At 66.6% G+C, this 19772-nt stretch carries 18 protein-coding genes; 10 read left to right on the forward strand and 8 right to left on the reverse strand.

From position 1 onward, the window contains the following. Window positions 1–211 precede the first annotated feature (211 nt). From AC5QPF_RS07370 to AC5QPF_RS07400, 7 genes are read left to right on the forward strand one after another with little or no spacing between them, the layout of a single operon-like run. Window positions 212–1642, forward strand: coding sequence for an FAD-dependent oxidoreductase (locus AC5QPF_RS07370; protein ID WP_494962612.1), 1431 nt, complete (start codon window positions 212–214; stop codon window positions 1640–1642). Next, window positions 1639–2484, forward strand: coding sequence for a methyltransferase (locus tag AC5QPF_RS07375; RefSeq protein ID WP_494962613.1), 846 nt, complete (start codon window positions 1639–1641; stop codon window positions 2482–2484). The genes AC5QPF_RS07370 and AC5QPF_RS07375 overlap by 4 nt, the downstream gene beginning before the upstream one ends. Beyond that, a complete protein-coding gene (locus tag AC5QPF_RS07380) occupies window positions 2481–3749 on the forward strand; it encodes an aminotransferase class I/II-fold pyridoxal phosphate-dependent enzyme (protein WP_494962614.1) in 1269 nt (422 codons plus the stop codon). Before AC5QPF_RS07375 ends, AC5QPF_RS07380 begins: the two co-directional genes overlap by 4 nt. 18 nt (window positions 3750–3767) lie before the next feature. Further along, complete coding sequence (locus AC5QPF_RS07385) at window positions 3768–4103, forward strand: chorismate mutase (RefSeq protein WP_494962615.1); 336 nt, start codon at window positions 3768–3770, stop codon at window positions 4101–4103. Between the two features lie 3 nt (window positions 4104–4106). Beyond that, complete coding sequence (gene pabB, locus AC5QPF_RS07390) at window positions 4107–6116, forward strand: aminodeoxychorismate synthase component I (RefSeq protein ID WP_494962616.1); 2010 nt, start codon at window positions 4107–4109, stop codon at window positions 6114–6116. A 3-nt stretch (window positions 6117–6119) separates the two neighbouring features. After that, window positions 6120–7106, forward strand: coding sequence for a prephenate dehydrogenase dimerization domain-containing protein (locus AC5QPF_RS07395; protein ID WP_494962617.1), 987 nt, complete (start codon window positions 6120–6122; stop codon window positions 7104–7106). Continuing rightward, on the forward strand, window positions 7006–8484 hold the full coding sequence (locus AC5QPF_RS07400) for an MFS transporter (RefSeq protein ID WP_494962618.1): 1479 nt from the start codon (window positions 7006–7008) through the stop codon (window positions 8482–8484). The genes AC5QPF_RS07395 and AC5QPF_RS07400 overlap by 101 nt, the downstream gene beginning before the upstream one ends. A gap of 52 nt (window positions 8485–8536) precedes the next feature. Here AC5QPF_RS07400 and AC5QPF_RS07405 read toward each other — a convergent pair whose 3' ends face one another. Further along, window positions 8537–10195, reverse strand: coding sequence for an ATP-dependent DNA ligase (locus tag AC5QPF_RS07405; protein ID WP_494962619.1), 1659 nt, complete (start codon window positions 10193–10195; stop codon window positions 8537–8539). Window positions 10196–10333: 138 nt separating this feature from the next. Here AC5QPF_RS07405 and AC5QPF_RS07410 point away from each other — a divergent pair, with 138 nt between their 5' ends. After that, entirely contained in the window at window positions 10334–11944 is a 1611-nt protein-coding gene (locus AC5QPF_RS07410; RefSeq protein ID WP_494962620.1) for a mechanosensitive ion channel domain-containing protein, read from the forward strand. Here AC5QPF_RS07410 and AC5QPF_RS07415 read toward each other — a convergent pair. The 7 genes from AC5QPF_RS07415 to AC5QPF_RS07445 form a co-directional block, all read right to left on the reverse strand. Continuing rightward, window positions 11941–12957 carry a ligase-associated DNA damage response exonuclease gene (locus AC5QPF_RS07415; protein ID WP_494962621.1) on the reverse strand — a complete coding sequence of 339 codons (1017 nt, stop codon included), beginning with the start codon at window positions 12955–12957 and terminating at the stop codon, window positions 11941–11943. The two genes, AC5QPF_RS07410 and AC5QPF_RS07415, sit on opposite strands and share 4 nt — an antisense overlap. A 127-nt stretch (window positions 12958–13084) precedes the next feature. Then, window positions 13085–15505 (reverse strand): penicillin acylase family protein, encoded by a 2421-nt coding sequence (locus AC5QPF_RS07420; protein WP_494962622.1) that lies wholly within the window; start codon window positions 15503–15505, stop codon window positions 13085–13087. A 114-nt stretch (window positions 15506–15619) separates the two neighbouring features. After that, window positions 15620–16261, reverse strand: coding sequence for a glutathione binding-like protein (locus tag AC5QPF_RS07425; protein ID WP_494962623.1), 642 nt, complete (start codon window positions 16259–16261; stop codon window positions 15620–15622). A 119-nt stretch (window positions 16262–16380) separates the two neighbouring features. Continuing rightward, a complete protein-coding gene (locus AC5QPF_RS07430; protein ID WP_494962624.1) occupies window positions 16381–16587 on the reverse strand; it encodes an SEC-C metal-binding domain-containing protein in 207 nt (68 codons plus the stop codon). A 6-nt stretch (window positions 16588–16593) separates the two neighbouring features. Further along, window positions 16594–17067, reverse strand: a complete 474-nt coding sequence (locus tag AC5QPF_RS07435) for an LEA type 2 family protein (RefSeq protein ID WP_494962625.1) — start codon at window positions 17065–17067, stop codon at window positions 16594–16596. A gap of 3 nt (window positions 17068–17070) precedes the next feature. Then, window positions 17071–17547 carry a YchJ family protein gene (locus tag AC5QPF_RS07440; RefSeq protein WP_494962626.1) on the reverse strand — a complete coding sequence of 159 codons (477 nt, stop codon included), beginning with the start codon at window positions 17545–17547 and terminating at the stop codon, window positions 17071–17073. 4 nt (window positions 17548–17551) lie between these two features. Next, the gene (locus AC5QPF_RS07445; RefSeq protein WP_494962627.1) at window positions 17552–18046 is read right to left on the reverse strand and encodes a DUF6231 family protein; all 495 of its coding nucleotides are present in this window, start codon (window positions 18044–18046) and stop codon (window positions 17552–17554) included. 150 nt (window positions 18047–18196) lie between these two features. On the opposite strand from AC5QPF_RS07445, the gene AC5QPF_RS07450 reads away from it, so the two are divergent. Further along, on the forward strand, window positions 18197–18898 hold the full coding sequence (locus AC5QPF_RS07450) for a PA1041 family peptidoglycan-binding anchor lipoprotein (RefSeq protein WP_494962628.1): 702 nt from the start codon (window positions 18197–18199) through the stop codon (window positions 18896–18898). 91 nt (window positions 18899–18989) lie between these two features. Next, window positions 18990–19712, forward strand: coding sequence for a PA1041 family peptidoglycan-binding anchor lipoprotein (locus tag AC5QPF_RS07455; protein WP_494962629.1), 723 nt, complete (start codon window positions 18990–18992; stop codon window positions 19710–19712). Window positions 19713–19772 lie beyond the last annotated feature (60 nt).

Below are 19772 nucleotides of genomic sequence, written 5' to 3' on the forward strand. Positions count from 1 at the left end.
TTGTCCCTCCTTCCCCGACTCCCTAACGTCTTGGCCGTGCTGTCGAGTGGATGAACGGCGAGCGCGGGCAATCCCACCCTTTGCCCGTTCGCCCGCCGTTCCCCGTGACATTTCGGACGGGTTCGAGACAAGTCGGCAGCTTGTCTCCTGGCACTGCCCCCCGCGTGCCAGCCGTCCTGTTTTTTCGGTTTCGCTTTTGCTGGAGACAACCATGATCCATGACGTTGTTGTAGTCGGCAGTGGTGCTGTCGGCGCGTCCATCGCATTCGAACTGGCCAGCCGCGGGCTCAGCGTCTGTCGGGTCGGGGAGACCGCCCGGCGCCATTCGGCCTCGCGGGCCGCCGGGGCCATGAATGGCTGCTTCGGCGAGGTGACCCGCAGCCTGCTGGCCAGCGAGCACGGGCGCCTGAAACTGGCGATGGACATCCAGGCCAAGGGGCTGTGGGCGCAGTGGAACGAGCGCCTGACCCGCGCCAGCGGCAACCCGGCCGGCCTGCTCAGCGCCTGCGGCACCCATGTGATCCTCAACTCCGCCGGCATGGCCGAAGTCGACAGCGTCAACTACGCCGCCATCGAACAGGCGCTGCGTGACTACCAGACCTTCTACACCCCGGTGGCGCCCGACGAGCTGGCTTGGGTCAAGGCCAACGACCTGGTGCGGCCGATGCAGGCCCTGCTGATTCCCGACGAAAACGCCATCGACGCCCACCTGCTGCTGGACAAGCTTGACGCCGCGCTGCTCGGCTGCGGTGGCGAGATCATCGACGGCAATGCTCGCCGGGTCCTCAGTGAGGGCTGGAGCGCCACCGGCGTGGTCCTCGACGACGGTCGCCACCTGCCCGCGCGGCACGTGGTAGTGGCCGCCGGGGTCAACTCCCTGGAGCTGTTCGACGGTCTCGAGGAAATCCAGCGGCATATTCCGCCGCTGTTCGCCGGCTACGGCGTGTCCATCCTGCTGCGCCTGCGCCCCGGGCAGAAACCGCCGCAGACCGTGATCCGCACGCCTAACCGCGCCTTCGCCTGCGGCCTGCACTGCGTGCCGCGCGGCGACGACCTGCTGTACATCGGCGCCACCAACATCCTCAGCGAACAGCCACGGCGCCACGCCCAGGTGTCCGATGTGCAATTCCTCCTCGATTGCGCCGTCGACCAGCTCAGCCTCGATCTGCACGACGCGTCCATCGTCGACATCCAGGTCGGCAACCGGCCGATCGCCGCCGACGGCTTCCCCCTGATCGGCGCCTGCGACTACGACGGTCTTTGGCTTGTGACCGGCACTTACCGCGACGGCCTGCATCAGTCGCCGCTGCTGGCGACGTGGATTGCCGACCGCATCGAAGGCCTCGACAACAGCCTCGACCTGTCCTGCTTCACCCCGCTGCGCGCACCGCTGGCCGGCTTGCCGCGGGACGAGACGGTGGCGGAGACGGTGCGGCAGATGTTCGCCACCGGCTATGAATACCGCTGGAACATCAAGCCGTACTGGATGCCGTTGCTGGACCAGGGCATGAGCGAGAACTACACGCGGCTGATCACCTCGCTGCACCCGCGGCATACCCCGCCACCGGAACTGGTGGCCTTCTCTTGGCTGTACCGCTCGATGTACGAGCGGCTGGCCCGCTACTACGAGGCCTGGTCATGATTCTCAGTGCATTCGAACACCACCAGGCCATGGCCCTGCGCGATCTGAGCGGGGCCGGGCTATGGGATCCGGTCGGCGACCTGCGGGCGCTCACCGACAAGCATTTCAGTAGTGACCGGGCCCTCGATGCACGGCGCCTGGAAGCCTTTCGTGCGGATGTCGCCGAGCGCTGCACGCGCATTCCGCTGGGCCATGTGCTCGGCTACGTCGACTTCGGCGAGCAGCGTCTGCTGGTGGGTAGCGGCACCTTCGTGCCGCGTCGCCAGAGCCTGGCCATGGTCCGCTGGATCGAGCGCAATCTGGCGCTGAACGGCGACTCGACGGTCTACGACCTGTGTGCCGGGGTAGGCGCCATCGGCCTGGCGATCTGGGCCGGCAGCGGCGCGCGCACGGTCTGCGTCGACAGCGATATCACCGCGCAGGCCTACCTGCGGCGCAACATCCAGCGCCATGACGCGCAGCGCGAGGTCAGCCTGTTCGCCGCCGACATCACCCGACCGGAGTGTTTTTCCCCGGCGCGGCGTTGCGTCGATGTCGTGGTGAGCAACCCGCCCTATGTGCCGCCGGGCACCGAGCTGCTGCCGGAATGGAGCCGCCACCATCCGCCGGGTGCGATCTTTGCCCGCGAGCAGGGCGCAGAGCTGATTGCCGCCAGTGCCAGACTCGCCGCGACGCTGCTGCGCCCAGGCGGTGTGCTGCTGGTCGAGCATGGCGAGGCACAGCAGGAACAGGTGGCTGCGGTACTCGACGAGCATCGCTTCGAAGCGATCCGGCACTGCCAGGACGACGACTTCAGCGACGCGACGGGCGCCTCCGTCTTCACCGTAGGGAGAATGCCATGAACGATCAGCCGCACCTGCCGTCGGGCAGCACCAGCAACTGGATGGACCTCCGCCGCCAGCGCACCAGCGGCGTCCTCGACAGTGCCGTGGCCGAAGGCCTCACCGGTTTCGAGGTGGTGGCGCGCAATGGCAAGCAACTCACCTTGCTGGACGGCACCACGTGTACCGAGTTCGTCTCTTGCTCTTACCTGGGTCTGGAAAACCACCCGGCCCTGGTGCTCGCCGCCCAGGTGGCGCTGGAGCGCTTCGGCGTGCACCTGTCCGCCAGTCGCGGGGCCATGAGCCCGGTGTACCTGCGCCAACTGGAGCAACTGCTCGGTGAGATCTATGGCGGCTGCAGCGTCACCGTCTTCAGTTCCACCAGCAATGCCCACCTGGGGGTGTTGCCGCTGCTTGGCAGCGGCGGTATGGACGGCTATCCGACCCGGGAAGGCGGGGTGATGTGGCTGGTGGATCGTACCGCTCATGCTTCGATGCAGGTGCTGCGCGGCGTGCTGGCCCAGTTCGGCACGGTTCGCCGGGTCGATGTCGCGGACCGCGAGGGTCTTGACGAAGTCCTGGCCAGCTGTGACCGCGAGCGCCTGAGTCCGGTGTTGTTGATCGATGGCGTTGGCTCGATGTCCGGCCTGCTGCCGGTTGCCGAGCTCGCCGAACGCCTGCAGCGGCACAATGGTTTTCTCTACGTCGACGACGCCCACGGGATCTCCATTACCGGTCGCTACGGCGCCGGCTACGCCTTCGAAAGCCTCGGCCATCGCCTGCCGGGCAATACCCTGATCGCCGGCTCGCTGAGCAAGGCCTTCGGTGGCGCCGGTGGCTTCATCGTGCTCAAGCCTGGGGCCAACGCCGGGCAGTTACGGGCCCTGGCCAACCCGCTGGTGTTCGGTCACAGCATCCCGCTGCCACTGCAGGCGGCCAATGTCGCCGCCGCGCAGATTCACCTGTCATCGGAGATCCGGCCGTTGCAGCAGGCCTTGTGGCGCAACGTGCGGCGCCTCGATGAGCGGGTCGGGCAAGAGATGATGAATGCCGGCCTGCGCGCTCCCATCCGTGGCGTGCTGTTCGACAACGAGCGCCAGGGAACCCTGGCTGCCAGCGCCTTGCGGGCCTCGGGGCTGGTGGTGTTCCCGGTGTTCTATCCGATCGTGGAGAGCGGCAAGGCCATGCTGCGCTGCGCACTCTCGGCGGCCCACAGCACCGAGCAGGTCGACGAACTGGCGCGCAAGCTCAATCTGCAACTGAGCCGGACCCCCGGCCAGCGCTAAGTCGCGGAGGAACTCGCCATGCCACTCAACGCCAAGCAGGGCACGGTCGGGTGCAGCGATGTGCTGCAGCCCTACCGCGAGCAACTGGACCGGATCAACGAACTGCTGGTCGACCTGCTCGCCGAACGCATGCAGGTGTGCCGGGTCATCGCCCGGGTCAAGTCCGCCGACGGCATCCCGATGATGCAGCCGCTGCGGGTGACCTCCACGCTCGACCAGGTACGTGCCCTGTCCGGGCCCCGGCAATTGCGCGCGGAGTACCTGAGCGAACTGTTTCAACTGATCATCGAGGAAACCTGCGACGAGGAACTGCGGGTCATGGCCAGCCTCCAACCGCCGACCGTGGAGGACTGAGCGATGCGCACGCTGATCGTCGACAACTTCGACTCCTTCACCAACAACATCGCCCAGTACCTTTATGAAGTCTGCGGTGAACAACCTGTGGTGCTGCCCAATACCCGCAGCTTCGAGCAGCTAGACCTGGATCGCTTCGATGCCGTGGTACTGTCGCCGGGGCCGGGCCATCCGACCCGCACGGCGGACTTCGGCGTCTGTCGTGAGGTGCTGGAGCGGGCGCGGATTCCCTTGCTCGGGGTGTGTCTCGGACACCAGGGCATCAACTGCCACTTCGGTGGCAAGGTCGAACATGCGCCGCAGCCGGTGCATGGCTACCGCACGCGCATCCACCATGACGGCAGCGACCTGTTCGCCGGGATCGCCCAGGGTTTTGAAGTGGTGCGCTATCACTCGCTGGTGTGCACCGAGGTGCCGGACTGCCTGATGGTCACCGCACGCTCCGAGTGTGGCCTGGTGATGGGCCTGGCGCACCGCGAGCGGCCGATCTGGGGCGTACAGTTTCACCCCGAGTCCATCGATTCGGAACACGGCCGCCAGGTGCTGCGCAACTTCGTGCGTATGGTCAGCGAGCGGCGTGCCCACCGGCGCCAGATGGAGGTCGCCGAGGCCCTGCGTGCGGCCGGCGGGCCGTTGCGCCTGGGCTTCGACTGCCAGCCGCTGGCGCGCCTGCCTGACCCGCTGGACACCTTCGCCAGCCAGTTCGCCGATGCTGGCGCGGCCTTCTGGCTCGACAGCGAGCTGGCCGACCGCGGCCAGGCGCGCTATTCGCTGATGGGCGGCTGCGCACCCGGGGCGGCGCTGGTGTTCGCCTACGACGTGGAAAACCGGCAGTTGAGCATTGATGGTCCGCAAGGGCGCAGCGTGCTGAAGGGCGATTTCTTCGAGCTGATGGCGTTGGTCATGGCCCGCTTGCGTCCCGCACAGCGTCCCGACGCACCGTTTCCCTTTACCGGCGGTCTGGTGGGCTACCTTGGTTACGAACTCAAGGCCCTGACCGGCACCGACAACATCCACGTCTCGGCGCTGCCCGACGCGTTGTTCTACCTGCCGCAGAACCTGCTGGTGTTCGATCACCTGCGTGGCAAAGCCTGGCAGTGCCACCTGTGGGGCGAGCGGCTGATCCAGAAGCCGGCCCGCGAGGTCACTCGTCATCCGCCGACGCGCTTCTTTCCCGGAGCGGTGGCCGAGGCCGCGTTGGGCCTGGCCGACTGTGCCGCCACCTACCGCGAAAAGGTCGACGTCTGCCTGCGCCAGATCATCGATGGCGAGTCCTACGAGATCTGTCTGACCAACCGCGCCCGGGTGGCCTGCGCAGAGCCGCCGCTGGAGGTCTACCAGCGCATGCGGGCGATCAGCCCGGTGCCCTGCGGCGCGTTCATCGATACCGGTGACTTCGCCATCCTCAGTGCATCGCCGGAAACCTTCCTGCGCATCGACCTGGGTGGGCGCATCCTCTCCCGGCCGATCAAGGGCACCCGTCCGCGGGGCTGCAATACCGAGGTCGACCAGTCGCTGCGCCAGGACCTCGCCGACTCGAGCAAGGACCGCGCAGAGAACCTGATGATCGTCGACCTGGTGCGCCATGACCTCAATGGCATCTGCGTACCCGGCTCGGTGAAGGTGCCCCGTGCCTTCGCCATCGAGAGCTATTCCTCGGTGCATCAGCTGGTATCCACCGTGGAAGGCCAGTTGCGCGCCGACATCACCCCGTTCGCGGCGATCCGCGCCTGTTTTCCCGGCGGCTCGATGACCGGTGCGCCGAAACGCCGGACCATGGAAATCATCGACCGCCTGGAGTCCTCGGCCCGTGGCGTGTACGCCGGAGCCCTGGGCTGGATCGGCGTGGACGGTTACACCGACCTGAGCATCGTCATCCGTACTGCGGTGCTCAAGGACGGAACGGCCAGCTTCGGCATCGGCGGTGCCATCGTCGCTGCATCGGACCCGGCGGAAGAAATGCACGAGACGCTGGTCAAGGCCAGCGTGCCGTTCCACAGCATCAGGAGATAAGCCTTGGACAAGTATCTGATCGTTGGCGGCGCCGGCATCGTCGGGCGCTTTATCGCCGGCCTGCTGGCCGATGCCGGGCACGCCCCCATCATTATCGACCGTGAGCCAGCCGGACGGGCGTTCGACCAGCGGGTGATGGACGCCCTGGACCTGCCGGAGCAGGCGCCGGAACTGTTGCAGAGCGTCACCACCCTGGTGCTGGCGCTGCCCGAGGAGGTCGCCGTGCAGGTGTTGCGGCGCTACGCCCGCCTGATGCCTTCCCTGCGCTTGCTGGTCAACACGTGCTCGGTGCAGCAGCCGTTCCAGGAACATGCGGCGGTGCTACTGACTGGCGTGCCATCGTTGGGCATCAACCCGATGTTCTCGCCGACCCTGGACTGCCGCGCACGCCCGGTGCTGCTCTGCGAACGCAAGCCCGGCGCGGCGGGGGACTGGTTCGCCGTGCTGCTGGAGCGTCACGGTATGCGTGTCACGCGAATGCACCCGGAGGAACATGACCGCACCCTGGCAGTGTGCCAGACACTGCCTCACGCGGCGGTGCTGGCCTTCGCCTTCGCCGTGCAGCGCAGCGAATGCGATCCGGCGGTGCTCGCTGCCCTGGCGCCGCCGCCGATGCAGACCTTGCTCGCTCTGGCCGCACGGATCCTGCACAACCCGCCACAAACCTACTGGGACATCCAGCGTCACAACCGCCATGGCGCCCGCCAGCGTGAATACCTGGCCAGCGGTCTCGACCTGCTGCACCAGTTCTGCCGCCACGACACCCCGGATGCCTTCACCGCCGAGCTGGACGCGGTGCGCGACTGGCTGGGACCCGGCGTGACCACGCACGGGCGTACCTGCGCGCAGCTCTTCAATCTGTTGAACATGTTTCAGGGAGAGATAAACGATGTACGAAGCGGCAAGTCCTCTGTTGTCGATGCTCAAGGACCGCAGCAAGGGGGCGACATTACTGGTGATCATGTTGCCGGTTCTGCTGGTGACCATTGATAACACCATTCTCAACTTTGCTCTGCCGCGCATCGCTGCGGCCCTCAGCCCGTCCGCTGCTGCCCAGCTGTGGATGATCGATGCCTATTCGCTGGTGCTGGCCGGGTTGCTGGTGACCATGGGCGGCTGCGGCGATCGGTTTGGCCACCGGCGCCTGCTGTTCATCGGCTGCGGCGGCTTTGCCGTGGTCTCGCTGTTGCTGGCGCTGTCGCAACAGGACTGGCAACTGATCGCCGGGCGGGCGCTGCTCGGGGTGTTCGGGGCGATGATCCTGCCAGCAACCCTGGCGCTGATCCGCGGCGCCTTCGAGGACCGCGAGGAACGCCGCGTGGCGGTGGCGGTGTGGGCTACCTGCCTGACCCTTGGTTCGGCGCTGGGGCCGTTGCTTGGCGGGGTGTTGCTGCAGTTCTTCGACTGGCCGGCAGTGTTCCTGGTGGCGCTGCCGTTCCTGCTGCCGGTGTTGCTGCTGGCGCCGTCGATCGCCGAGACCGCGCGAGAGCAGGGCGCGACGGTGGATGTCGCCAGCATCCTGCTCAGCCTGGCAGCGATGATCGGCGTGATGCTCGCCCTCAAGCATGCAGCGACCAGTGGCTTCGACGCCCAGGCCGCGCTGTGCCTGTTGGCGGGGATCGCCTGGGGCATGGCGTTCGTGCGTCGGCAACTGCAGTTGGAGCAACCGTTGTTGGACCTGCGCCTGTTCCGGCGACGGGCATTCAGCGTGTCGATCCTGGTCAACCTGGTCAGTCTTGGGTTGTTGATCGGCTTCATCTTCTTCGCCACGCAGTTGCTGCAGTTGGTATTCGGCCTGTCGCCGTTGGCGGCTTGTCTGATCCTGGTGCCGGGACAGGCGCTGGCGATATTCGCCGGGATGGCCATCGTGCCGGTGGCGCAGCGGGTAGCGCCCAACCAGCTGATCAGCGGCTGCCTGCTGCTGGCGGCGGGGGCCTTTGCGCTGATGGCGCTGGTAGAGGCCAGTGTACTGAGCCTGGGGATTGCGTTTTTGCTGCTGAATGTCAGTGTGGCGGCGATTACCACGGTGTCCAACGACCTGGTGCTGAGCAGCGTGCCGGCGCACAAGGCGGGGAGTGCGTCATCGGTCAGCGAGACGGCCTATGAGGTGGGAGTGGTGCTGGGGACGACCTTGATTGGTGGGGCTGTCGCGGCGGTGTATCGGTTGTCGCTGGAGGTGCCGGAGGGGGTGTCCGAGGCGGTGGCGACTTTGGGGGGGGCGCATGCGCTGGCGGGTGGGGAGGCGTTGGTGCAGGCGGTGAATGGCGCGTTCCGGGAAGGGGTAAGCGTGACCAGCGGGGTTGTGGCGGGGTTGGTGGTGGTGTTTGCGCTGTTGGCTTTGCGTGGTTTGCGTGGGGTTCGTGTCTGATTCTGGACCGCTTGCGCGGTGCTCGGTCTTGAGAACGTGCAAGGCCGTCCTCCTAGCTCAACAACGCCTGCAGCGTCGCCAGATCATCCGCTTCCGCCACAGGCTTGTCCTGCCGCCACCTGAGCATCCGTGGAAAGCGCACGGCGATCCCGCTCTTGTGTCGCCTGGACAGGGCGATCCCCTCGAAGGCCAGCTCGAAGACCATGCTCGGCGTCACGCTACGCACGGGCCCGAAGGTCTCGACAGTGGTCTTGCGGATAATCCCGTCGACACTGCGCATCTGGTCGTCGCTCAACCCGGAGTAGGCTTTGGCGAACGGCACCAGGCTGCGTTCCGGGGTACCCGCCGGGGTATCCCACACGGCGAAGGTGTAGTCGCTGTACAAGCTGGCCCGCCGCCCGTGGCCGCGCTGGGCGTAGATCAGCACCGCATCCACGGTGAAAGGATCGATCTTCCACTTCCACCACACCCCCATATCCTTTGTCCGGCCAACCCCGTACAGCGCTTCGCGGGCCTTGAGCATCAAGCCTTCCACGCCTAGGCTGCGGGAGGCCTCGCGCTGGCGGGCGAGGTCGGTCCAGTCGCTGGCCTCCAGTAGAGGCGAAAGCCGCAGTACCGCAACCTCGCAGGCGGCCACCACGACCTCCAGCTGACGCCGTCGCTCGACCTGCGGACGGCTGCGCCAGTCCTCGCCGGCCCATTCCAGCAGGTCGTAGGCCAGCAGGACGACCGGCGCGTCGGCGAGGATCTTCTTGCCCAACGTCTTGCGCCCGATGCGCTGCTGGAGCAGAGCGAACGGCTGCACGGCAATGGCGTCGGTGCGCCCGTCCGGCTTCCACACCAGGATCTCGCCATCCAGCACCGTGCCATCCGGCAGGCTGGCGGCCAGGGCGTGCAGCTCGGGGAAACGCTCGGTCACCAGATCCTCGCCCCGCGACCAGATCCACAACTGGCCCTCGCGCTTGACCAGTTGCGCGCGAATCCCGTCCCACTTCCACTCCGCCTGCCAGTCCTGCACCGGGCCGAGCAATGCTTCGAACTGCTCCACCGGCTGTTGCAGGGCATGGGCGAGGAAGAACGGATAGGGCTGGCCGCCCCGTTGCGCATGCTCCTCGGCGCTGGGGGCGGCGATCAGGGCGCGGTAGTCCTGCGCCGTCGGGCGATGGCCGAGGTCGGTGTAGCCCACCAGGCGCTGCGCCACCTGCTTGGCATCGATTTCGCTCAGTTGGGCGATGGCGCGGGTCACCAGGAGCTTGGATACGCCGACACGGAAGCTGCCGGTGACCAGCTTCATGCACACCAGCAGGCTGTTGCGGTCCAGTTGCGCCCACAGCGGTGGCAGGCGCTCGGCCAGCACCTGCGGGGCCAGGCCGCGCAACGGCAGCAACTGTTCCTCGACCCAGAAGGCCAGGCCGGCATCGCTGCTGTGTTCACTTTCCGGCAACAGCAGGGAAAAGGTCTCGGCGAGGTCGCCCACCGCCTGGTAGCTCTCCTCGAACAACCACTCCGGCAAGCCCGACAGACGTATCGCCAGCTCCCGCAGCAGACGGGTCGGCACCAACTGGCGTGGACGACCGCCGGCGAGGAAATACACGGCCCAGGCGGCATCCTCGGCGGGGGCCGCGCGCAAATAGTCCTGCAGCGCCTGGAGCTTGGCGTTGCTGGAGGTGGTGGCGTCCAGACGCAGGTAGAGCTCGGCGAAGGCCTTCATGTGTGCGCCTCGTGAGGGGAAGTCCTGTTGTTGTGACCGGTGCGTGGCGGAAAAGTCCGATTCGCTTCGCTATGGTTAAGCCAGGCAGCCGTAATGCCGGTCCGGTGTTTGGGTTCGATTGACCAGGGAGCACTCACGATGAAGCGGTTGCCCAGGCTGTTGCTGTGGTTGTGCCTGATCCTGCCGGCACTGGCGCTGGCCGACCAGGCCGCGGAGCCGGTCGCGACGCCGGCCAGCGCCGACCTGCGGATCGCCAACCGTGTCCTCTTCACCTTCCGCGCCACGCTGCTGGGCGAAACCCCGGCAGCCCGGGCGCAGCGCGCCGAAGCGATCATCGAGGAAGCGCTGCACGGTGACGACGAGCCGCAGGTGAGCGTCGATCCGGTAATGAACAGCCAGCTCGTCCTGCTCGGTGGACGCCGTGCCTTCATCGTCTCGACCCACGACCTGGGCCCTACCGACGTCGATACCCGGGCCCTCGCCGAGCAGGCGGCGGGCAAGCTGCGCCAGGTCCTGGCGGAAACCCGCGAGGCGCGCAGCCTGCGCTTCCTCGGCAAGGCCGCGGCGTTCGCCGCGCTGGCCACGCTGGTCTACCTGCTGCTGCTCAAGGCCGCCGGCTACAGCCGGCGCAAGCTGGGCGCGCTGTTGCCGCGACTGATGCATGACCGCGCGCGGCAGATCAAGGTGGGGCAAATGCCGCTGTTCGACCTGCACCAACTGTACCTGCTGATGGACCGCCTGGTGGGGCTGCTCTACGTGCTGCTGCTGGTGCTGTTCACCTACCAGTGGCTGAGCTACGTGCTGTCGCGCTTCCCCTACACCCGGCCATGGGGCGAGAGCCTCAACACCTACCTGCTGGACATGCTGCGCTACCTGCTGCGCGGCATGCTAGACGCAATCCCCGGGCTGGTGGTGGCGCTGATGATCTTCTTCATCGCCCGTGGCATCAGTGGCTTCACCCGGCACCTTCTGGCGCGCTTGTCGCGGCCCGGGACCCTGGGCTGGCTGACCGCGGAAACCCTGCAACCCACCACGCGCCTGACGTCCCTGGCGATCTGGCTGTTCGCCCTGGTCATGGCTTATCCCTATCTGCCGGGTTCCGGCACCGATGCGTTCAAGGGCCTGTCGGTGCTGCTCGGCCTGATGATCTCCCTCGGCGCGTCGAGTGTGGTGGGGCAGGCGGCGGCGGGCCTGATCCTGACCTATTCGCGGACCCTGAAGAGTGGCGAGTACGTGCGGGTTGGCGAGCACGAGGGCACGGTCACCGAAGTGGGCATCTTCAACACCACCATCCGCACCGGCCTGGGCGAGGTGCTGACCCTGCCCAACTCGCTGATCACCGGTTCGGTGACGCGCAACTACTCGCGGGTGGTCAAGGGCGTCGGCTATATCGTCGATACCACGGTGACCATCGGCTACGACACACCGTGGCGCCAGGTCGAGGCCATGCTGATCGAGGCGGCGCGGCGTACCGAAGGTGTGCGCGACGAGCCGCGACCCCAGGTGTTCCAGACCGGCTTGTCGGACTTCTACCCGGAATACCGCCTGGTGGCCCAGGCCGTGCCCAGCGAGCCGCGGCCACGGGCCGAGCTGCTGAGCCTGCTGCACGCCAATATCCAGGACGTGTTCAACGAATACGGGGTGCAGATCATGTCGCCGCATTACTACGACGATCCGGCCAAGGAGAAATGGGTGCCCCGCGAGCAGTGGTTCACCGCGCCGGCGCGGGCGCCGGACAAGGAGCCCTAGACGTCCGCCTCGGTCTCCACGTAGAGGTTTTCATCGCCGGTCTCGGTGACGAAGCCGCGGGCGTCAAGGCCCTGTTCCCTGAGGTAGCGCACCAGTACCTGCACCGAGCCGTGGGTGACCATCACCCGCTCGGCGCCGGTCTGTTCGATGGCCCAGAGCAGGCCGGGCCAGTCGGCGTGGTCGGAGAGTACGAAGCCCCGGTCGACCCCGCGCCGCCGCCGGGTGCCGCGCAGGCGCATCCAGCCGCTGGCGAAGGCATCGCTGTAGTCGCCAAAGCGGCGCATCCAGCTGCTGCCGCCGGCCGACGGTGGGGCGATGACCAGGGCCTGGCGCAGCAGTGGGTCGTTACGCGGGATATCGCCGGCGTATTGGGTGGGCGGGATAGGCACGCCGCCTTCGCGGTAGACCCGGTTCAGCGGCTCCACCGCGCCATGGGCGAGGATCGGGCCGAGGCTGGCATCGATACCGTGGAGGATGCGCTGGGCCTTGCCGAAGGCGTAGCAGAACAGCACGCTGGCCTTGCCCTGGGTCTGGTTGTCGCGCCACCAGGCGTTGATCTGGTTGAAGATCTCGGCCTGGGGTTCCCAGCGATAGATGGGCAGGCCGAAGGTGGATTCGGTGATGAAGGTGTGGCAGCGCACCGGCTCGAAGGGCGTGCAGGTGCCGTCGGGTTCGACTTTGTAGTCGCCGGAGGCGACCCAGATTTCGCCCTGGTGTTCGAGGCGCACCTGGGCCGAGCCGAGCACGTGGCCGGCGGGGTGGAAGCTGAGGGTGACGCCGTGGTGGTCCAGGGTCTGGCCGTAGGGCAGGGTCTGCAGGTCGATGTCGGTGCCGAGGCGGGCGCGGAGGATGCCGGCGCCGGGTTCGGCGCAGAGGTAATGGCGGTTGCCTGGACGGGAGTGATCGCCATGGCCATGGGTGATGACCGCGCGCTCCACCGGACGCCAGGGGTCGATGTAGAAATCGCCGGGCGGGCAGTAGAGACCTTCGGGGCGGGCGATGACGAGGTCCATGGCGAGGGCCGGGGGTGGTGGGCTTGTAGCGGTAGAGCGGTGATTGACTGCAGAAGTTCGAATGACGCCGCGGACCCTGTGGGAGCGGGTCCGCGTCGTGCTTTCAGGGCTGGTCGGGACGGACGAATTACTTTCCGGGCACCAGTGTCAGACGCTTGCTGCCGTAAACGCGCTCATGGTTCTGTCCCTGCAACGGCACGCTCTGGTACTGCCCGCGGAACCAGGCATCCAGCCCGTTGGCGAACTGCGGACTGGCCGGGTTGCCGGACTGGCCGCTGCTGCTCAGCACCTGCAACGGCTCGACCTGGCCGAAATCCACCACCATGCGCTGCGCCGGCGCCAGGCTGGTCTTGAAGTTCTGGCCCCAGGCGAACGGCGAGGCGTTCAGGGTACTGTGGTCACCGCCAGTGGCCTGGGCTCGGCGATCATGCTTGTCGCCGATGCCGAACAGATTGGCCACCGGCCACTGGTACTGGTGCAGACGACCCCACTGCCAGCTGCGCCGGTCCGCGCCCATCTCCTTCTCACCCGCACTGATGGCCGCGGCCAGACTGCGGGCGAGGATGGTCGGCTTGTCTTCCAGCGCAGGCGTGCTGCGGTCATCCCAGAACGGGCTGTCGTCACGCCCCAACAGATGGTCGGCCTGGGCTGAATAGGACAGCCGCGCGTTGGCGACGAAGGCCTGCCACGCCGGTCCGGATTCCGGGCCCAGTTCGTCGAGGAAGGTCAGGCGCGTGCTTTCCTGCAGGAACAACTCGTAGATCGCTGCGTCCGCCGAGGTCTGGCTCAGACGGCCGTCGAAGGCCATCAGCCGCGTGTAGGCCTCGCGGGCCTTGGCCTTCTGCTCGGCTGGCAGGGCCTCGATGGCCTTCTTCAGCGCCTGGGCCATGCCCGGTGCCTCGAACATCGCCTTGAGCTTGCCGGCGAACAGAGTGGTCTGGTCGTTCTGCATGGCGATCAGGCTGCGCGCGTCATGCTTGCCATTGCCGGCCAACTGGGCAAGGCGCTCGGCACGCTCCGGGTAGGACCAACTGTTGGACAACTGCATGCCGTAGCCCCGTGGCGCACTGCGCTGGGCGGCATTGCCCAGCCAGCCTTGCGGCGGGTCCTGGTCGTAGGGGTGGAGCATGGCGTCGGCGTAACCGTCCCAGTCGTAGCGGCTTTCCCAACCCGGCGAGGGTACCAGGCCCTGGCCTTCGCGGCGGTTGGGGTAGCGCCCGGTCAGTTGCCAGCCGACATTGCTGGCATCGGCGAAGACCATGTTCAGCGGTACCGCGCCGATTTCCCGGGCAGCGTCGAAGGCGCGCTCGACGTTACGCGCCCGCGACAGGTCGAAGAATGCATCCAGGCTCTTGTCGCCCTTGAGTTCGGGCATCTTCAGGGCCAGGCCGAGACCGCCCTGGGCGCCGGTGAGCAGGGCGCCGTGGCCGGTTTCGTAGATCACCTCGCGCTGTGCGCCACGGCCCTTGATGAAATAGGTTTCGTTGCGTACCCGCGCATTTTGCCAGCGGCCGTCCACCTCGTACTGCACCTGGCTGCCCTGGCGCCGTAGTTTCTCCAGGTACAGGTCCTGGTTGTCGCCCATGGCAGTGCTGCCGCTCCAGGCCAGGGCGCCGTTGAAGCCGGAAAGGATCATCGGCAGGCCGGGCAGGCTGAAGCCGGCGGCCTGGTACCTGGTCGTGCGGATCTGTACCGGGCTGAGCGCCCAGGCACCCTGGTTGTCGCTGGCCAGCAGGCTCTTGCCACTGCGGCTGCGCTGCGGGGCTATGGCCCAACTGGCCGAATTGGCGCTGCCCAGCACATTGAACGCCGCCAGTTGTTCGCTGACCGCCGCCACTGGCGCCAGGCCAGCGAACTGATTGAGTGCGACGCCTTTGAGCTTGGCCGCCTCGGCCTCGTTGAGCGGTTCGTCCGGGTAGTTCGGCAGCAGCCAGGCGAGCTTGTCGGCACCGACCTTCTGCGCCAGGGTCAGGGCGCCGATCTCTTCCTGCAGGTTGACCGACTGGCTGAAGCTGTACAGGGCGAAGACCAGCGCCGAGTCCTCGGCCTTCCAGTATTCCGGACGGTAGCCGGCCACTGGCGACGGCAACTTGTCGCGGTAGCGGAACAGGTAGGCGTTGACGCCGCGGGCGTACACCTCGAAGAAGCGCTTCAGGCGTGGCGAGGCGTCGGCGTAGAGCTGGTTGGCGCTCTGGCGCAGGTTGGCGGCGCGCATGAAACGGTCGACTTCCAGCGCGTCGGCGCCGGCCATCTCCGACAGGCGCCCCTGGGCCAGCAGGCGCATGCCGAGCATTTGTCCGATGCGGTCGGAGGCGTGCACATAGCCGAGGGTGAACAGGGCGTCATGGAAAGAACTGCTTTCGATCAGCGGCAGGCCCTGAGGACTGCGCCGTACCGAGACGTTCTGCGCCAGGCCCTTGAGCGGCTGCACCCCGACGGTGGGCGGCACGCTGTCGGCGTAGTTGCCGGTCTGGCAACCGGCGAGGCCGAGCGCGGCCGCGGCGACGCCGAGGCGAAGACGGGAAAGGGAAAAGGCTGGCGAGGCCATGGCGAAGCTCCTGCAAGGGGGTGGCGGCGAAAGGCGCTACGTTAGTGAGCGCAATGGCACCACGCAAGCAGGGGCGGGCGCTTTATTTTCAAAGCGCCACACCGGTCGTCGGGCTTATTTCTGCGGCGGATTGATCTTGTCGACCAGCGCGTAGGCACGCTGGGTCGCAGGACGTGCCTGAATACGCTCGAACCAGGCCTTCAGATGGGGGAAATCGTTCAGGTCCTGCTGCTGGAAGCTATGCGGCACGATCCACGGATAGATGGCCATGTCGGCGATGCTGTAGGCCTCGCCGGCGACGAACGGTCGGTCGGCCAGGCGCTTGTCGAGCACGCCGTACAGGCGCGCGGTCTCGTCGACGTAGCGCTTGATCGCGTAGGGCACCTTCTCCGGCGCAAAGCGGTTGAAGTGATGATTCTGCCCGGCCATCGGGCCGAGGCCGCCCATCTGCCAGAACAGCCATTGCAGGGCTTCCTGGCGACCGCGCAGGTCCTGGGGCAGGAACTGTCCGGTCTTTTCGGCGAGGTAGAGCAGGATCGCGCCGGATTCGAACAGCGACAGCGGCTGGCCGTCCGCCGTGTCGTTGTCGACGATGGCCGGAATGCGGTTGTTGGGGGCGATCTTCAGGAAGTCGGCGGCGAACTGTTCGCCCTTGCCGATATTGATGGGGTGGATCCGGTAGGGAAGGCCGGTCTCCTCAAGGAACAGCGTGATCTTGTGGCCGTTGGGGGTGGTCCAGTAATACAGATCGATCATGAGGCGCTCCGTCAGGAGACGGCGGCACGTGTTGGGCCGCCGTCGGTCTGCCGCGCTCGGGCGCAGCGGTCAGCGTAATGGATATCACAAAGCCAGACCGCTGTTACAGGGCGACACACTCAGGCGCCGTGGCACTTCTTGAATTTCTTCTCGCTGCCGCACGGGCACGGATCGTTGCGGCCGACGTCCTTGAGGGCGTTGCGCACCGGCTCCTGGTGGCCGTGGTTGCAGTGCGGGCCATGCACGTGGCCGTGGTCATGGTCGTGGTGGTGATGGTCGTGATCGTGGTTGCAGTCAGGACCGTGGACGTGGGGTTGCTGGCTCATTGCGGGTTACTCCGGGACAAAATCGCCGGGGATTATCTCACCCCTGCGCGACAAGTGCAGGTCGCGGGCAAAGAATAATCCGGTGCGCAGGGTGCCTTCGAGACGGTAGTGCAGCGGTGTGTGCTGACGCAGCAGCCTGGCCAGTGGCTTGAGGTGCTGCCAGAGGTTGGTGCGTACCTCGACCTTGAAGGTACGCTGGTCGTTGGCGTCGACCTGGAACCACTGCTCGCTATCGCCTTCGGCCAGCAGCAGGTTCTCCAGGTGCACCGCGTAACTGAGGCCGCGGACCTGCAGGGTGCTGTCGTTGGGGTTGTCGAGACGGAAATGAAGGATGAAGCGCTGCTGCATCAGGCGCGCCTTGACCGTTTCCACCCGCACCAGATGCAACTGCGGTTCGCGCCAGTCGTCATCGAAGCTGCTGGCACAGCCCGCCAGGCTCAGCACCAGGCTGAGCAGGACAAGGCGCGCCAGCGTTGGCATGGGTCAGGCGCCTACATAGCTCGAACAGCACTTCTTGAATTTCTGCCCGCTGGCGCAGGGGCAGGGGTCGTTGCGGCCAGCCTTGAGGCCCACGGTCGGGTCGATGAAGTACCAGCGGCCCTGGTTCTGCACGAAGGCCGAGCGTTCGCGGTGGCTGTGCTCGCCGTCGAGGTCGTGCCAGCGCGCGGTGAAGGTGACGAAGGCATGTTCGGGCTGGCCACCGAACACTTCCGCCGATTCCACCTCGAGGCCGAGCCAGGTGCTCTGCGCGCTCCAGGCGGCGATGCCCTGGCGGTCGAGGCCGGCCTGTTGCACCGGCAGGGTGGTAGCCACCAGGTAGTCCACCAGGCCCAGCACGTAGGCGCTGTAGCGCGAACGCATCAGGGTCTGGGCGTCCGGGGCCGGATGGCCGGCATGATAATGCCCGCAGCAGGCGTCCAGCAGGTTGCCGCTGCCGCAGGGACAAACCGAAACACTCATCGCGTCACCACCAGTACTTGCCGAAGTTTTGCGGATTGGCCCAGAACTTGGCATTGAGCCAGTCCGGGACCTGTTTGTAGTCGCGCAGATCGTAGGTGTACAGGCCAAGCACCTGGTCCTCGCGCTGGAAACGTTCGTTGGCCTGCAGGGCCAGGGCGTAGAAGTCGGTGTCGCCCCAGCCGCTGGCAGCCAGGTCCGCGAGCACGGCGATCCGGCTGGCATTCAGGTTGCGGATGCCTCCCACCAGTTCCAGGCCGTTGCGCTTGGGCAGGTGCTCCAGGCAATCCACCAGCAGGGCCAGGTCGTAGCGCTTGCTGGCCAGCTCCGCCGGCAGCGGGCCGGGTGCGGCGACGTCGATGCTGGCCTGCGGGTGCGCCGCGGCGAAGGCGTCGAGGGCGGGAAAACGTGCACCCACCAGCAGCAGGCGTTGCGGGGCATGGTGTTCGAGCAGCGCCGCCAGGGCCTGTTGCGGCGTGCGCGAAGAAAAGCTTTCGGTCATCGAAATTCCTCATCTGATCCCGCCAAGACTAGCGGGCAACACGCCCAAGGCAAAGGGGCGTCATGGCTTATTGCTGGCGGAGATGGTTTCACGGGTCTTTACTGCGATTGATCGGTTTCGCACCGAATTCCCCCCATGGAGAAGCAACAGATGAGCATAGTTCGCACAGCTTTACCTCTGGTTCTGCTGACCAGCGTATTGACTGGTTGTGCAGGTTTGCAAAAAACCGACTGGCCGAAGTGTGCAGCCGTCGGGGGCGTCGGCGGCGCCGCGCTGGGCGCGATCGAGAGCAGCAGTTGGGCCGGTTGGGGCGCCGTTGTCGGCGGCACCATGGCCGCAGCGTACTGCTGGGTGCATGGCGACGGCGATGAAGACGGCGATGGTGTGCCGGACAGTCGCGACAAGTGCCCTGGCACTCCGCGTGGCGTCCAGGTCGATGCCACTGGTTGCCCGCTTGCGCCGCCAGCGCCGCCGCCTGTGGTAGAAGAAGTGGTGGTGGTGAAAGAGGAAACCATCGTCATCCGTGACGTGCACTTCCACTTCGATTCGGCCAAGCTGACCAAGAGCGACGAGCAGCGCCTGGACACCATCGCCGAGCGCCTGCGCAAGGAACAGTCCAACGTCCGCCTGACCGTGACCGGGCACACCGACAGCGTCGGTTCCGATGCGTACAACAAACGCCTCTCGGAGAAACGTGCGCATTCCGTTGTCGAGTACCTGATCCACAAAGGTGTGCCACGGGCGGAGTTCGTTTCGGTGACCGGCATGGGTGAAAGCCAGCCTGTGGCCGACAACAAGACGGCCGAAGGGCGTGCGCAGAACCGTCGTACCGAGATCACGATCGAGCGTTGAAAACCTTGCGGCCCGTGGCTTGTGAAGTGCCACGGGCCGGTCTTTACTCCTGTGGGACTGGTACAAGCCGGTAACACAGGAGCATTTCCCAATGACCGTACTTACCAAGGTCGCGCTGCCCATGTTGTTGGCGGCTGGCCTGCTCTCAGGATGTGCAACCCACAGCGACGGCAGTGCGCCGCTCAACCAGCACAACTGGCCGATCTGCAGCCTGCTCGGCGGGCTGGTCGGTGGTGGCCTCGGCGCCATCGAAAGCTCGGCTTGGGCGGGCGGCGGCGCGGCAGCCGGTGTCATCGCCGGTGGGTTGATCTGTTTTGCCCAGGATGGCGACGAGGACGGTGACGGGGTATTCGACCGCCGCGACCACTGCCCGGGTACGCCGAAGGGCACGCCGGTGGAACACAATGGCTGCCCGACGCCACAGTATCCGCCGGTCCAGCCGGTGGCCGAACCGGAGGCGACACCTGCCGAAGTCATTACCCTCAGTGACCAGGGCAACGTGCTGTTTGCCTTCGACTCCGCCGAACTCACCGCAGCCGCCCAGCAGCAGTTGCAGGGGCTCGTGGAAAAACTGAGCAACCCGCAGGTGCGCACCATCCGTGTGGTCGGGCATACCGACAGCAAGGGCACCGATGCCTACAACCAGGGGCTGTCCGAGCGTCGCGCGGCGAGTGTCGCCAAGTACCTGATCAATGCTGGCATCTCGCCGCAGAAGGTCAGCAGCGAGGGTCGCGGCGAGATGGAGCCAGTGGCCGACAACGAAACCGACGAAGGGCGTGCTCAGAACCGCCGGGTCGAGCTGCACCTCAATTGATCGACGGTGCGTCAGCGGCTATGGTGGCGGTCTGTCTCCGGGCGGGCTGCCACGGCTGAC

Source organism: Pseudomonas sp. Con_6, from assembly GCF_059379395.1.

What these genes read in the sequence shown, in the direction of transcription:
- AC5QPF_RS07370 (WP_494962612.1), top strand. Translation starts at nt 212, where the DNA reads ATGATCCATGACGTTGTTGTAGTCGGCAGTGGTGCTGTCGGCGCGTCC.
- AC5QPF_RS07375 (WP_494962613.1), top strand. Translation starts at nt 1,639, where the DNA reads ATGATTCTCAGTGCATTCGAACACCACCAGGCCATGGCCCTGCGCGAT.
- AC5QPF_RS07380 (WP_494962614.1), top strand. Translation starts at nt 2,481, where the DNA reads ATGAACGATCAGCCGCACCTGCCGTCGGGCAGCACCAGCAACTGGATG.
- AC5QPF_RS07385 (WP_494962615.1), top strand. Translation starts at nt 3,768, where the DNA reads ATGCCACTCAACGCCAAGCAGGGCACGGTCGGGTGCAGCGATGTGCTG.
- pabB (WP_494962616.1), top strand. Translation starts at nt 4,107, where the DNA reads ATGCGCACGCTGATCGTCGACAACTTCGACTCCTTCACCAACAACATC.
- AC5QPF_RS07400 (WP_494962618.1), top strand. Translation starts at nt 7,006, where the DNA reads ATGTACGAAGCGGCAAGTCCTCTGTTGTCGATGCTCAAGGACCGCAGC.
- AC5QPF_RS07405 (WP_494962619.1), bottom strand. Translation starts at nt 10,195, where the DNA reads ATGAAGGCCTTCGCCGAGCTCTACCTGCGTCTGGACGCCACCACCTCC.
- AC5QPF_RS07410 (WP_494962620.1), top strand. Translation starts at nt 10,334, where the DNA reads ATGAAGCGGTTGCCCAGGCTGTTGCTGTGGTTGTGCCTGATCCTGCCG.
- AC5QPF_RS07415 (WP_494962621.1), bottom strand. Translation starts at nt 12,957, where the DNA reads ATGGACCTCGTCATCGCCCGCCCCGAAGGTCTCTACTGCCCGCCCGGC.
- AC5QPF_RS07420 (WP_494962622.1), bottom strand. Translation starts at nt 15,505, where the DNA reads ATGGCCTCGCCAGCCTTTTCCCTTTCCCGTCTTCGCCTCGGCGTCGCC.
- AC5QPF_RS07425 (WP_494962623.1), bottom strand. Translation starts at nt 16,261, where the DNA reads ATGATCGATCTGTATTACTGGACCACCCCCAACGGCCACAAGATCACG.
- AC5QPF_RS07430 (WP_494962624.1), bottom strand. Translation starts at nt 16,587, where the DNA reads ATGAGCCAGCAACCCCACGTCCACGGTCCTGACTGCAACCACGATCAC.
- AC5QPF_RS07435 (WP_494962625.1), bottom strand. Translation starts at nt 17,067, where the DNA reads ATGCCAACGCTGGCGCGCCTTGTCCTGCTCAGCCTGGTGCTGAGCCTG.
- AC5QPF_RS07440 (WP_494962626.1), bottom strand. Translation starts at nt 17,547, where the DNA reads ATGAGTGTTTCGGTTTGTCCCTGCGGCAGCGGCAACCTGCTGGACGCC.
- AC5QPF_RS07445 (WP_494962627.1), bottom strand. Translation starts at nt 18,046, where the DNA reads ATGACCGAAAGCTTTTCTTCGCGCACGCCGCAACAGGCCCTGGCGGCG.
- AC5QPF_RS07450 (WP_494962628.1), top strand. Translation starts at nt 18,197, where the DNA reads ATGAGCATAGTTCGCACAGCTTTACCTCTGGTTCTGCTGACCAGCGTA.
- AC5QPF_RS07455 (WP_494962629.1), top strand. Translation starts at nt 18,990, where the DNA reads ATGACCGTACTTACCAAGGTCGCGCTGCCCATGTTGTTGGCGGCTGGC.